Genomic DNA, 12,804 nt, shown 5'->3' with positions numbered 1-12,804 from the left:
AGCCCCCGGCACACGCTCTCGGGACACTGGTGGGGCCCGGACACCGCCCCCGCGGGCGGGACGGGCAGCCGTGAGGCCCGGCACCTCAAGGGGTGCCGGGCCTCACGCCGTGACGATGTCCTCGCGGACTACAGGCCCGCGGCCTTGCGCAGCGCGTCCACCCGGTCCGTCCGCTCCCACGTGAAGTCGGGCAGCTCGCGGCCGAAGTGGCCGTAGGCGGCGGTCTGCGAGTAGATCGGGCGGAGCAGGTCGAGGTCGCGGATGATGGCCGCCGGACGGAGGTCGAAGACGTCCGTGATGGCGGTCTCGATCTTCTCGGCGTCCACCTTGGCGGTGCCGAAGGTCTCGACGAACAGGCCCACCGGCTCGGCCTTGCCGATCGCGTAGGCGACCTGGACCTCGCAGCGCGACGCGAGACCCGCGGCGACGACGTTCTTCGCGACCCAGCGCATCGCGTAGGCGGCGGAGCGGTCGACCTTGGACGGGTCCTTGCCGGAGAAGGCGCCGCCGCCGTGGCGGGCCATGCCGCCGTACGTGTCGATGATGATCTTGCGGCCGGTGAGGCCGGCGTCGCCCATCGGGCCGCCGATCTCGAAGCGGCCGGTCGGGTTCACCAGCAGGCGGTAGCCCTCGGTCTCCAGCTTGATGCCGTCGTCCAGGAGGGCCTTCAGCTCCGGCTCCACCACGAACTCGCGGATGTCGGGAGCGAGCAGGGAGTCCAGGTCGATGTCCGAGGCGTGCTGCGAGGACACGACCACGGTGTCCAGACGGACCGCCTTGTCGCCGTCGTACTCGATGGTGACCTGGGTCTTGCCGTCGGGGCGCAGGTACGGGATGGTCCCGTTCTTGCGGACGTCGGACAGCCGGCGCGAGAGCCGGTGCGCGAGGTGGATCGGGAGCGGCATCAGGTTCGGGGTCTCGTCGGTGGCGTACCCGAACATCAGGCCCTGGTCGCCCGCACCCTGCCGGTCGAGCTCGTCCTCGTCACCCTCGACGCGGGACTCGTACGCCGTGTCGACACCCTGCGCGATGTCCGGGGACTGGGAACCGATCGACACCGACACGCCGCAGGACGCTCCGTCGAAGCCCTTCTTCGACGAGTCGTAGCCGATCTCCAGGATCTTTTCGCGGACGAGCTGGGCGATCGGCGCGTACGCCTTGGTCGTGACCTCACCGGCCACGTGCACCAGGCCGGTGGTGATGAGCGTCTCCACGGCGACCCGGGACGTCGGGTCCTCGCGCAGAAGGGCATCGAGAATGGTGTCGCTGATCTGGTCAGCGATCTTGTCGGGGTGACCCTCGGTCACGGACTCCGAGGTGAACAGGCGACGGGACACAACGCTCCCTGTGGTTGCAGCGGCTGCTGGCTGATCATTGGTGGACGGCCGGGGGCTGCGCCCGGCGTCGTCCGAGAACAGTTTATCGGTCGCACTCGGCCGCGGGACCCCTGTCTCGCCTCTCGGAAGGCCTGTGACCTGCGGCACGGGCATTCTGCGCCATCGTCACTACTCTCCGCCAGGGTCGCCACGCCCGAATTTGCGCAATTTGTGTGATGGGAGTGACAGGGGTGGTCTTACGCCAGTCGGCGTGTCACCAGGTCCCACACGGTCTCGGCCAAGGCTTCCTTGGGTCCGTGAGGCACCGGGGTCTCACTCCCGTCGGCTCCGAGCACCACGGCCTCGTTCTCCTCGGAACCGAAGGTCTTGCGCTCCCCCACCTCGTTCACCACCAGGAGATCGCAGCCCTTGCGCCGCAGCTTCGTCCGTCCGTTGGCCAGGACGTCGTCGGTCTCGGCGGCGAATCCGACCACGACCTGGCCGGGGCGCGCGCGGTCCGCGGAGACCTCCGCGAGGATGTCCGGATTGCGGACCAGAACGATCGGCTCCGGTTCCATGTCATCCTGCTTCTTGATCTTCCCGGCCGCGTATGCCTGGGGGCGGAAGTCCGCCACCGCGGCCGCCATCACCAGCGCGTCGGCGTCCGAGGCCGCCTTGAGCACGGCCTCACGCATCTGGAGGGCCGTGCCGACCTGGATCACGTCGACACCGGCCGGGTCCGGCAGACCCGTGTTGGCGGCGATCAGGGTGACCCTGGCGCCGCGCGCGGCGGCGGTGCGGGCGAGGGCGTACCCCTGCTTGCCGGAGGAACGGTTGCCGAGGAAGCGGACCGGGTCGAGGGGCTCACGGGTGCCGCCGGCGCTGACGACGACGTGCCGTCCGGCGAGATCCGGTTCGGTGACACCGCGCGCGAGCACACGGCGGCAGACCTCGAAGATCTCCCCCGGGTCGGGCAGCCGCCCCTTGCCGGTGTCGACGCCGGTCAGGCGCCCCACGGCCGGTTCGATGACGACGGCGCCGCGGCGCCGCAGGGTCGCCACGTTCTCCTGGGTGGCCGGGTGCTCCCACATCTCCGTGTGCATGGCCGGCGCGAAGAGGACCGGACAGCGGGCGGTGAGCAGGGTGTTGGTGAGGAGGTCGTCGGCCAGCCCGTGGGCGGCCTTCGCGAGCATGTCGGCGGTCGCGGGGGCGACCACCACGAGGTCGGCGTGCTGCCCGATGCGGACGTGCGGGACCTCGTGGACGTCCGACCAGACCTCGGTGGACACGGGGTGCCCCGAGAGCGCGGACCACGTGGCGGCGCCGACGAAGTTCAGCGCGGAGGCGGTGGGCACCACCCGTACGTCGTGACCCGACTCGGTCAGTCGTCGCAGCAGCTCACAGGCCTTGTACGCGGCGATGCCACCGCTGACCCCCAGAACGACCTTCGGCTTGGACACCGTCTCTCCCCGGGCTCGGAAACGTACGACTCCATGACACACCACAGGCCCGGCAGTCGCGCCGCCGGGCCTGGGATGAGCGTTTGTTACGACTACTGAGCGGGGCCCTCGACGGCCTCGGAGGTCAGCAGACCCGCGTTGATCTCGCGCAGGGCGATCGACAGCGGCTTCTCGTGGACGTGGGTGTCGACGAGCGGACCGACGTACTCGAGGAGGCCCTCGCCGAGCTGCGAGTAGTACGCGTTGATCTGGCGGGCGCGCTTGGCCGCGTAGATCACGAGGCTGTACTTCGAGTCGGTGGCCTCGAGGAGCTCGTCGATCGGAGGGTTGATGATGCCCTCGGGAGCAGTGATGGAAGAGGACACGCTCTGCCTTCCGAAAGGTGGAAATTGACCTGAAAGATCAAACAACTTCCACCAAGGCTAGCAGCTCGCGCGCCACGTCCTCGACGGAGGTGTTGACCAGGGTGACATCGAACTCCGGCTCGGCGGCGAGTTCGACCTTGGCCGCCTCCAGGCGGCGCTCGATCACCTCGGGCGGTTCGGTGCCACGACCGGTGAGCCTGCGCACCAGCTCCTCCCAGGAGGGCGGGGCCAGGAACACGAGCAGCGCGTCCCGCATGGACTCGCGGACCTGCCGGGCCCCCTGGAGGTCGATCTCCAGGAGGACCGGCTTGCCCGACTCCAGGTGCTCCGTGACCGCGGCACGCGGAGTGCCGTAGCGGTTGCCGGCGAATTCGGCCCATTCCAGGAGCTCGCCGTTGGCGATCAGCTTGTCCATCTCGTCGTCGGAGACGAAGAAGTAGTGGACTCCGTGCTTCTCGCCGGGGCGCGGCTTGCGCGTCGTCGCCGACACCGAGAGCCAGAGCTCGGGGTGCGCCTTGCGCATATGAGCGACGACCGTGCTCTTGCCGACCCCCGAGGGGCCGGAGAGCACGGTCAGCCGCGGACGTACGTCCGGGGGTACGGGGGACGTCCCCCGGGGTGTTGCAGCCATGCAGCGATTATTCCAGCAATCCCGGTGTGTCCAGGACTCAGGCGCCGGAACCGCCGAACTCGCGCTCCAAAGAGGCGATCTGGTTCGAGCCGAGACCGCGGACGCGGCGGCTCTCGGAGATCCCGAGTCGCTCCATGATCTGCTTGGCGCGGACCTTGCCCACGCCCGGCAGGGACTCCAGGAGAGCGGAGACCTTCATCTTGCCGATGACGTCGTTCTCCTGGCCCTGCTTGATGACCTCATGAAGAGAGGCGCCGGAGTGCTTGAGTCGATTCTTGACCTCGGCCCGCTCCCGGCGAGCCGCGGCGGCCTTTTCGAGCGCGGCTGCGCGCTGTTCAGGGGTAAGGGGCGGAAGAGCCACGCCTACGTCACCTCGGATGTCGAACTGTCGGATACGGACCGGTGAGGAACCTAGTCGCCCCACACCTGGGAGCTTTGGGCAACACGCTCGCCCGTTCTCCCTGCTGCCTTGACGGCCCGGGAGGTGCTCCCACTCGTCGGAGACTAGCGGGCAAGTGCGCCGGAGTCAGCGAGAACGAAGGAAAAGTCCTGGTCAGCCTCCCTGGAGCCCGACATTTACGACATTCCTCCCCGGATTTGAGGGTGTATCCAGACTCGGGGACTCCCGAACGCACTCGCCGGAGGGCTCTCGAACGGCTGTCGGAACGCTCAGGCGGCCGCGACGGCCGCCCTGATCTCCTCCGCGAACCCCTCGGCCGACTCCCGCAGGGCCATGACGTCGGGACCGTGACGCAGGACACCCCGGCTCACGTTCGGGACGACGTTGCGCACCGCGGCCCCGAAGACACCCGCGAGATCCGCCGCGGTCGCCCCCTGGGCACCGATGCCGGGCGCGAGGAGCGGGCCGTTGATCTCCAGGTCGTAGGAGGAGAGATCGCCGAGGGTCGCTCCGACGACCGCCCCGAAGGAGCCGAGCGGCCTCTCGTCCGCGTTCTCGGCGGCCAGGTGCGCGAGCATCGTCGCTCCGACGTTGCGCCCGTCCGCGCGGACGGCGTGCTGCACCTCGCCGCCCTCCGGGTTGGAGGTGAGCGCGAGGACGAAGAGCCCGGCCCCGCTCTCGCGCGCCAGCTCCACCGCGGGCTTCAGCGAGCCGTAGCCGAGATACGGCGACACCGTGAGCGCGTCCGAGAACAGCGGCGCGTCCTTGCGCAGGAAGGTCTCGGCGTACGCGGCCATGGTCGAGCCGATGTCGCCGCGCTTGGCGTCCATCACGACCAGCGCGCCGGCCGCCCGCGCCTGTTCGACGGACTTCTCCAGGACGGCGATCCCGCGCGAGCCGAAGCGCTCGAAGAACGCGCTCTGCGGCTTGAGGACGGCGACGCGCTCGGCGAGCGCCTCGACGACCGTACGGCTGAAGCGCTCCAGGCCCGCGATGTCGTCGGCGAGTCCCCAGTCGGCGAGCAGGGAGGCGTGCGGGTCGATGCCCACGCACAGGGGACCGCGCTCGTCCATGGCACGGCGAAGGCGTGCGCCGAAGGCTTCCAGGGTCATGCGGGCTTCCTCACGTCGGCGCCGACCGCGTCGGCGAGGGTGGCGTACGGGCTCGTCCGCAGGCGGGCGGCGAGCCCCTTGTGGATGGCGCGGCCCCAGAAGGGACCCTCGTAGATGAAGGCGCTGTAGCCCTGGACCAGCGTGGCGCCGGCCAGGATGCGCTGCCAGGCGTCCTCGGCGTTCTCGACGCCGCCGACGCCCACCAGGGTGATCCGGTCGCCCACGCGCGCGTAGAGGCGCCTGAGGACCTCCAGGGAGCGTGCCTTCAGGGGCGCGCCGGACAGTCCGCCGGTCTCCTTCACCACGGAGGGGTCGGACGTCAGCCCGAGCCCCTCGCGCGCGATGGTCGTGTTCGTGGCGATGATCCCGTCCAGGCCGAGCTCGACGGCGAGGTCGGCGACCGCGTCGACGTCCTCGTCGGCGAGATCGGGCGCGATCTTGACGAGCAGCGGGACGCGCCGGCCCGTGACGGAGCGGTCGGCGGCCTCGCGCACGGCGCTGAGCAGCGGCCGCAGCGCCTCGGTGGCCTGGAGGTTGCGCAGGCCGGGGGTGTTGGGGGACGACACGTTGACGACGAGGTAGTCGGCGTGCCGGGCGAGGCGCTCGGTCGACTTCACGTAGTCGCCGACGGCCTCTTCCTCGGGGACGACCTTGGTCTTGCCGATGTTGACGCCCACGACGGTCCTGAACACGGGCGTACGGGCCGCCAGGCGCTCGGAGACGGCCGCGGAGCCCTCGTTGTTGAATCCCATGCGGTTGATCAGCGCGCGGTCCGGCACGAGGCGGAACAGCCGCTTCCTGGGGTTGCCGGGCTGCGGCTCGCCGGTGACCGTGCCGATCTCGATGTGGTCGAAGCCGAGCATCGACATGCCGTCGATGGCCACGGCGTTCTTGTCGAAGCCCGCCGCGAGGCCGAAGGGCCCGTGCATGCGCAGGCCGAACGCCTCGGTGCGCAGCTCCTCGTGGCGGGGGGCGAGCACGGCGGCGACGAAGGTGCGCAGGACGGGGACGCGGGCGACGAGCCGGATCCAACGGAAGGCGAGGTGGTGGGCCTGCTCCGGGTCCATCCGCTTGAAGACGAGGTCGAAGAACAGCTTGTACATGATCGTGTCCTTAGAGGAGCGCGGTGAGGGGCGCCTCTGGAAGGGGCGGGGGCTCATGAAGAGGGGGACACCGTTTCCGGTGTCCCCCTGGGGGCCGCTAGTCGCGCGCCGCGGTCAGATGCTCGGCGTGTTCCTGGAGCGAGCGCACGCCCACGTCTCCGTGGTTGAGCGCGTCGATGCCCTGGACGGCGGCGGCGAGCGCCTGCACCGTCGTCAGGCACGGGACCGAGCGGGCCACGGCCGCCGTGCGGATCTCGTAGCCGTCGAGGCGGCCGCCGGTGCCGTACGGCGTGTTGACGATGAGGTCGACCTCGCCGTCGTGGATGAGCTGGACGATGGTCTTCTCGCCGTTCGGGCCCTCGCCCTCGCTCTGCTTGCGCACGATCGTGGCGTGGATGCCGTTGCGCTTGAGCACCTCGGCCGTGCCGGAGGTGGCCATCAGCTCGAAGCCGTGGGCGACGAGTTCACGCGCCGGGAAGATCATCGAGCGCTTGTCGCGGTTGGCGACCGAGATGAAGGCGCGGCCCTTGGTGGGCAGCGGGCCGTACGCGCCGGCCTGCGACTTGGCGTACGCCGTGCCGAAGACGGAGTCGATCCCCATGACCTCGCCGGTGGAGCGCATCTCCGGGCCGAGCACCGTGTCGACGCCGCGTCCGTGGATGTCGCGGAAGCGCGACCACGGCATGACGGCCTCCTTGACGGAGATCGGCGCGTCGAGCGGCAGGGTGCCGCCGTCGCCGTTGGCCGGGAGCAGGCCCTCGGCACGCAGTTCGGCGACGGTCGCGCCCAGCGAGATGCGGGCGGCGGCCTTCGCGAGCGGCACCGCGGTCGCCTTCGAGGTGAAGGGGACCGTGCGCGAGGCACGCGGGTTGGCCTCCAGGACGTAGAGGATGTCGCCGGCCATCGCGAACTGGATGTTGATCAGGCCGCGCACGCCGACGCCCTTGGCAATGGCCTCGGTCGAGGCGCGCAGCCGCTTGATGTCGAACCCGCCGAGGGTGATCGGGGGCAGGGCGCACGCCGAGTCGCCGGAGTGGATGCCGGCCTCCTCGATGTGCTCCATGACGCCGCCGAGGTAGAGCTCCTCGCCGTCGTACAGCGCGTCGACGTCGATCTCGATCGCGTCGTCCAGGAACCGGTCGACGAGGACCGGCCGGGACGGGCTGATCTCGGTCGACTCGGCGATGTACGAGGACAGCCGGGTCTCGTCGTAGACGATCTCCATGCCGCGTCCGCCGAGGACGTACGAGGGCCGGACGAGGACGGGGTAGCCGATCTCGTCGGCGATGGCCTTGGCCTCGGCGAAGGTGGTGGCGGTGCCGTGCTTGGGGGCCGGCAGGCCGGCCTCGGCGAGGACCCGTCCGAAGGCGCCGCGGTCCTCGGCGGCGTGGATCGCCTCGGGCGAGGTGCCCACGATCGGCACGCCGTTGTCCTTGAGCGCCTGCGACAGGCCGAGCGGGGTCTGGCCGCCGAGCTGGACGACGACACCGGCGACCGGGCCGGCCTGCTGCTCCGCGTGGACGATCTCCAGCACGTCCTCCAGCGTCAGCGGCTCGAAGTACAGGCGGTCGGAGGTGTCGTAGTCCGTGGAGACGGTCTCGGGGTTGCAGTTGACCATCACGGTCTCGTAGCCGGCGTCGCTGAGCGCGAAGGAGGCGTGGACGCAGGAGTAGTCGAACTCGATGCCCTGGCCGATGCGGTTCGGGCCGGAGCCCAGGATGATCACCGCGGGCTTCTCGCGCGGAGCGACCTCGGTCTCCTCGTCGTAGGAGGAGTAGAAGTACGGCGTCTTCGCGGCGAACTCGGCGGCGCAGGTGTCGACCGTCTTGTAGACCGGGCGCACGCCCAGCGCGTGCCGCACCTCGCGGACGACGTCCTCGCGCAGCCCGCGGATCTCGGCGATCTGGGCGTCGGAGAAGCCGTGCCGCTTGGCCTCGGCCAGCAGCTCGGGGTAGAGCTTGTCGGCGGCGGCCAGCTCGTCCGCGGTCTCCTTGATCAGGAAGAGCTGGTCGACGAACCACGGGTCGATCTTCGTGGACTCGAAGACCTCCTCGGGCGTGGCGCCCGCGCGGATGGCCTGCATGACGGCGTTGATGCGGCCGTCGGTGGGGCGGACGGCCTCGCGCAGCAGCTCGGCCTTGTCGCCGGGTTCGCCCACGAAGGTGAACTGGCTGCCCTTCTTCTCCAGCGAGCGCAGCGCCTTCTGCAGCGCCTCGGTGAAGTTGCGGCCGATCGCCATGGCCTCGCCGACCGACTTCATGGTGGTCGTCAGGGTGGAGTCGGCGGAGGGGAACTTCTCGAAGGCGAAGCGCGGGGCCTTCACGACGACGTAGTCGAGGGTCGGCTCGAAGGAGGCCGGGGTCTTCTCGGTGATGTCGTTCGGGATCTCGTCGAGCGTGTAGCCGACGGCGAGCTTGGCCGCGATCTTGGCGATGGGGAAGCCGGTCGCCTTGGAGGCGAGGGCCGAGGACCGCGAGACGCGCGGGTTCATCTCGATGACGATGATGCGGCCGTCGTCGGGGTTGACCGCGAACTGGATGTTGCAGCCGCCGGTGTCGACGCCGACCTCGCGGATGATCGCGATGCCGATGTCGCGCAGCCGCTGGTACTCGCGGTCGGTCAGGGTCATGGCCGGGGCGACGGTGATGGAGTCGCCGGTGTGGACGCCCATCGGGTCGAAGTTCTCGATGGAGCAGACGACCACGACGTTGTCGTTCTTGTCGCGCATCAGCTCCAGCTCGTACTCCTTCCAGCCGAGGATGGACTCCTCCAGGAGCACCTCGGTGGTCGGGGAGAGCGTGAGTCCTTGGCCTGCGATGCGGCGCAGCTCGTCCTCGTCGTGGGCGAAGCCGGAGCCGGCGCCGCCCATGGTGAAGGAGGGGCGCACGACGACGGGGTAGCCACCGAGCGTGTCGACGCCCTTGAGGACGTCGTCCATGGAGTGGCAGATGACCGAGCGGGCGGACTCGCCGTGGCCGATCTTCTGGCGCACGGCCTCGACGACGCCCTTGAACAGGTCGCGGTCCTCGCCCTTGTTGATGGCCTCGACGTTGGCGCCGATGAGCTCGACGCCGTACTTCTCCAGGACACCGTTCTCGTGCATGGAGATCGCGGTGTTGAGGGCCGTCTGGCCGCCCAGGGTGGGCAGCAGGACGTCGGGCCGCTCCTTGGCGATGATCTTCTCGACGAACTCGGGGGTGATCGGCTCGACGTAGGTGGCGTCGGCGATCTCCGGGTCGGTCATGATCGTCGCCGGGTTGGAGTTGACGAGGACGACCCGCAGGCCCTCGGCGCGCAGGACGCGGCACGCCTGGGTGCCGGAGTAGTCGAACTCGGCGGCCTGGCCGATGACGATCGGGCCGGAGCCGATGACCAGGACGGACTGGATATCGGTGCGCTTAGGCACGCTGGCCCTCCATCGGGACTGTGTTCATCAAAGACGTGAAGCGGTCGAACAGGTAGGCGGCGTCGTGCGGTCCTGCCGCCGCTTCGGGGTGGTACTGGACGCTGAAGGCCGGCTGGTCGAGCAGCTGGAGGCCCTCCACCACGTTGTCGTTGAGGCAGACGTGGGAGACCTCGACGCGGCCGTAGGGGGTCTCGGAGACCTTGTCGAGCGGGGCGTCGACGGCGAAGCCGTGGTTGTGCGCGGTGACCTCGACCTTGCCGGTCGTACGGTCCTGCACGGGCTGGTTGATGCCGCGGTGGCCGTACTTCAGCTTGTACGTGCCGAAGCCGAGGGCGCGGCCGAGGATCTGGTTGCCGAAGCAGATGCCGAAGAGCGGGGTCTTCCGGGCGAGCACCTCCCGCATGACCGCGACGGGACCGTCGGCGGTGGCCGGGTCGCCCGGGCCGTTGGAGAAGAACACGCCGTCGGGGTTCACCGCGTAGATGTCCTCGGCGGTGGCCGTGGCGGGCAGCACGTGCACCTCGATGCCGCGTTCGGCCATCCGGTGCGGGGTCATGCCCTTGATGCCCAGGTCGACGGCGGCGACGGTGAACTTCTTCTCACCGATCGCGGGGACGACGTACGCCTCCTTGGTGGCGACCTCGGCGGCGAGGTCCGCGCCCTTCATCTCGGGCGCCTGGCGCACCTGGGCGAGCATGGTGCCCGCGTCGGGCAGCGCGTTGCCGGAGAAGATGCCGACGCGCATGGCGCCGCGCTCCCGCAGGTGGCGGGTCAGGGCGCGGGTGTCGATGCCGCTGATGCCGACGACACCCTGGTCGCGCAGTTCCTCGTCGAGCGAGCGGCGGGCGCGCCAGTTGGAGGACACGCGCGCGGGGTCGCGGACGACGTATCCGGCGACCCAGATCCGCTTCGACTCGGGGTCCTCGTCGTTGACGCCGGTGTTGCCGACGTGCGGGGCGGTCATCACGACGACCTGGCGGTGGTAGGACGGGTCGGTGAGGGTCTCCTGGTAGCCGGTCATGCCGGTGGAGAACACCGCTTCGCCGAAGGTCTCCCCCACGGCCCCGTAGGAGCGGCCGCGGAAGACCCGGCCGTCCTCCAGGACGAGTACGGCGGGAAGCGCCTTTTCCTTCTGTGAGGCGTTCCCCTGAGTGGAGGTCGTCATCGTGCGCCTTCCGTTTCCGTCTTGTTGATCATGTCGTTCAGGGTGTCGGCCCATTCGTTGTGCTCGGCCGCGCGGTCCGAGCGGAACCCGGAGTCGAGGAGCCGGTCGCCGTGCGCCCAGGTCACGACGAGGAGTCCGCCCTCGGTGAGGACCTTGCCCGCGATGCCCTTGTCGAGCCGGGCCTCGCGGAGCTGGGCGGCCGGGATGAAGAAGTCGTCCGCTCCGGGGCGTACGACGTCCAGTCCCGCGTCCGTCAGAGTGAGCTCGGCCCGGCTGCGGGTGCCCAGGCCGTGCGCCACGATGCGGTCGAGCCACTGTCCGGCGGTGGTGGAGCCGTGGTAGCGGCCGCTCATGCTCAGTCTGGCCGGGCCCGGGTCTTCCGGCGCGGTGGGCAGCTCGGGCAGGTCGCCCTGGAGGGTGCCCCGCCACTTCCAGCCCTCGCGCATCAGCCAGTAGACGAGCGCGACGAAGAGGGCGAGGCCGACGAGCCAGCCGATCCGGGCGGACCAGTCGGTCACTTCCGCGGACTTCTGGGCGGCGGCGATGGAGAGGTGAGGTGTCACGCGAGCTTCCCGTCGACGAGGGTGGCCTTGCCCCGCAGCCAGGTGTGGGTGACCCGGCCCGGCAGCTCACGGCCCTCGTAGGGGGTGTTGCGGCTGCGCGAGGCGAAGCCAGCGGGGTCCACGGTCCCACGGTATGCCGTGTCGACGAGCGTGAGGTTCGCGGGCTCACCTGCCGAGACGGGGCGTCCGTGGCCGGTGGCCCGGCCGATCGCGGCGGGCTTGACGGACATGCGGTCGGCGACGCCGGCCCAGTCGAGCAGTCCGGTCTCGACCATCGTCTGCTGGACGACGGACAGCGCGGTCTCCAGACCGACCATGCCCATCGCCGCGGCCGCCCACTCGCAGTCCTTGTCCTCGTGCGGGTGCGGCGCGTGGTCGGTGGCGACGATGTCGATCGTGCCGTCGGCCAGCGCCTCGCGCAGCGCCATGACGTCCCGCTCGGTGCGCAGCGGCGGGTTGACCTTGTAGACCGGGTTGTACGAGCGCACCAGTTCGTCCGTGAGGAGCAGGTGGTGCGGGGTGACCTCGGCGGTGACGTCGATGCCGCGGGACTTGGCCCAGCGGACGATCTCGACGCTGCCGGCGGTCGACAGGTGGCAGATGTGGACGCGCGAGCCGACGTGCTCGGCGAGCAGGACGTCCCGGGCGATGATCGACTCCTCGGCCACCGCGGGCCAGCCGCCGAGTCCGAGCTCGGCGGAGACGACGCCCTCGTTCATCTGGGCGCCCTCGGTGAGGCGGGGCTCCTGGGCGTGCTGGGCGACGACGCCGCCGAAGGCCTTCACGTACTCCAGCGCGCGGCGCATGATCACCGCGTCGTCGACGCACTTGCCGTCGTCGGAGAAGACCGTGACGCCGGCCGCGGACTCGTGCATCGCACCGAGTTCGGCGAGCTTCTTGCCCTCCAGGCCGACGGTGACGGCGCCGATGGGCTGCACGTCGCAGTAGCCGTGCTCCTGCCCGAGCCGGTAGACCTGCTCGACCACACCGGCGGTGTCGGCGACCGGGAAGGTGTTGGCCATGGCGAACACGGCCGTGAAGCCGCCGCTCGCCGCCGCCCGGGTGCCGGTCAGCACGGTCTCGGAGTCCTCGCGGCCCGGCTCGCGCAGATGCGTGTGCAGGTCGACCAGGCCCGGCAGCAGCACCTTGCCGTCGGCCTCGACGACCTCCGCGCCCTCGGCGGCGAGACCGGTGCCGACGGCCTCGACGACCTCGCCGTCGATCAGGACGTCCTGCGGCTCGCCGCCGAGCACCCGCGCACCACGGATAAGGATCTTGCTCAT

11 protein-coding genes are annotated in these 12,804 nt (G+C 70.2%); all 11 read right to left on the bottom strand.

Translation table 11 applies throughout. From position 1 onward, the window contains the following. Window positions 1-128: 128 nt before the first annotated feature. On the bottom strand, window positions 129-1,337 hold the full coding sequence (gene metK / locus ACFYYF_RS22260) for a methionine adenosyltransferase (protein WP_388778227.1): 1,209 nt from the start codon (window positions 1,335-1,337) through the stop codon (window positions 129-131). A gap of 236 nt (window positions 1,338-1,573) precedes the next feature. Next, the gene (coaBC, locus tag ACFYYF_RS22255) at window positions 1,574-2,776 is read right to left on the bottom strand and encodes a bifunctional phosphopantothenoylcysteine decarboxylase/phosphopantothenate--cysteine ligase CoaBC (RefSeq protein WP_388778224.1); all 1,203 of its coding nucleotides are present in this window, start codon (window positions 2,774-2,776) and stop codon (window positions 1,574-1,576) included. A 92-nt stretch (window positions 2,777-2,868) separates the two neighbouring features. Further along, window positions 2,869-3,141 carry a DNA-directed RNA polymerase subunit omega gene (gene rpoZ / locus ACFYYF_RS22250; protein ID WP_003982715.1) on the bottom strand — a complete coding sequence of 91 codons (273 nt, stop codon included), beginning with the start codon at window positions 3,139-3,141 and terminating at the stop codon, window positions 2,869-2,871. 37 nt (window positions 3,142-3,178) lie between these two features. Further along, on the bottom strand, window positions 3,179-3,772 hold the full coding sequence (gene gmk, locus ACFYYF_RS22245) for a guanylate kinase (protein WP_361693837.1): 594 nt from the start codon (window positions 3,770-3,772) through the stop codon (window positions 3,179-3,181). A gap of 37 nt (window positions 3,773-3,809) precedes the next feature. Next, complete coding sequence (locus ACFYYF_RS22240; RefSeq protein WP_016638838.1) at window positions 3,810-4,133, bottom strand: integration host factor; 324 nt, start codon at window positions 4,131-4,133, stop codon at window positions 3,810-3,812. 308 nt (window positions 4,134-4,441) lie between these two features. Beyond that, entirely contained in the window at window positions 4,442-5,284 is an 843-nt protein-coding gene (gene pyrF / locus ACFYYF_RS22235) for an orotidine-5'-phosphate decarboxylase (RefSeq protein WP_388778219.1), read from the bottom strand. Next, the gene (locus ACFYYF_RS22230; RefSeq protein WP_361693832.1) at window positions 5,281-6,387 is read right to left on the bottom strand and encodes a quinone-dependent dihydroorotate dehydrogenase; all 1,107 of its coding nucleotides are present in this window, start codon (window positions 6,385-6,387) and stop codon (window positions 5,281-5,283) included. Before ACFYYF_RS22230 ends, pyrF begins: the two co-directional genes overlap by 4 nt. 97 nt (window positions 6,388-6,484) lie before the next feature. Further along, a complete protein-coding gene (gene carB, locus ACFYYF_RS22225; RefSeq protein ID WP_361693830.1) occupies window positions 6,485-9,793 on the bottom strand; it encodes a carbamoyl-phosphate synthase large subunit in 3,309 nt (1,102 codons plus the stop codon). Continuing rightward, a complete protein-coding gene (gene carA / locus ACFYYF_RS22220) occupies window positions 9,786-10,958 on the bottom strand; it encodes a glutamine-hydrolyzing carbamoyl-phosphate synthase small subunit (RefSeq protein WP_361693828.1) in 1,173 nt (390 codons plus the stop codon). Before carA ends, carB begins: the two co-directional genes overlap by 8 nt. After that, on the bottom strand, window positions 10,955-11,521 hold the full coding sequence (locus ACFYYF_RS22215; protein ID WP_388778215.1) for a hypothetical protein: 567 nt from the start codon (window positions 11,519-11,521) through the stop codon (window positions 10,955-10,957). Before ACFYYF_RS22215 ends, carA begins: the two co-directional genes overlap by 4 nt. Beyond that, entirely contained in the window at window positions 11,518-12,804 is a 1,287-nt protein-coding gene (locus ACFYYF_RS22210; RefSeq protein WP_388778212.1) for a dihydroorotase, read from the bottom strand. The genes ACFYYF_RS22215 and ACFYYF_RS22210 overlap by 4 nt, the downstream gene beginning before the upstream one ends.

It is taken from the genome of Streptomyces sp. NPDC001914, assembly GCF_042891215.1.
Taxonomy (GTDB): Bacteria; Actinomycetota; Actinomycetes; order Streptomycetales; family Streptomycetaceae; genus Streptomyces.
This window is presented reverse-complemented; position numbering and strand designations above follow the sequence as displayed.

Coding starts and splice junctions, on each gene's coding strand:
- ACFYYF_RS22230 (WP_361693832.1), bottom strand. CDS start 6,387: ATGTACAAGCTGTTCTTCGACCTCGTCTTCAAGCGGATGGACCCGGAG.
- carA (WP_361693828.1), bottom strand. CDS start 10,958: ATGACGACCTCCACTCAGGGGAACGCCTCACAGAAGGAAAAGGCGCTT.
- ACFYYF_RS22210 (WP_388778212.1), bottom strand. CDS start 12,804: ATGAGCAAGATCCTTATCCGTGGTGCGCGGGTGCTCGGCGGCGAGCCG.
- pyrF (WP_388778219.1), bottom strand. CDS start 5,284: ATGACCCTGGAAGCCTTCGGCGCACGCCTTCGCCGTGCCATGGACGAG.
- gmk (WP_361693837.1), bottom strand. CDS start 3,772: ATGGCTGCAACACCCCGGGGGACGTCCCCCGTACCCCCGGACGTACGT.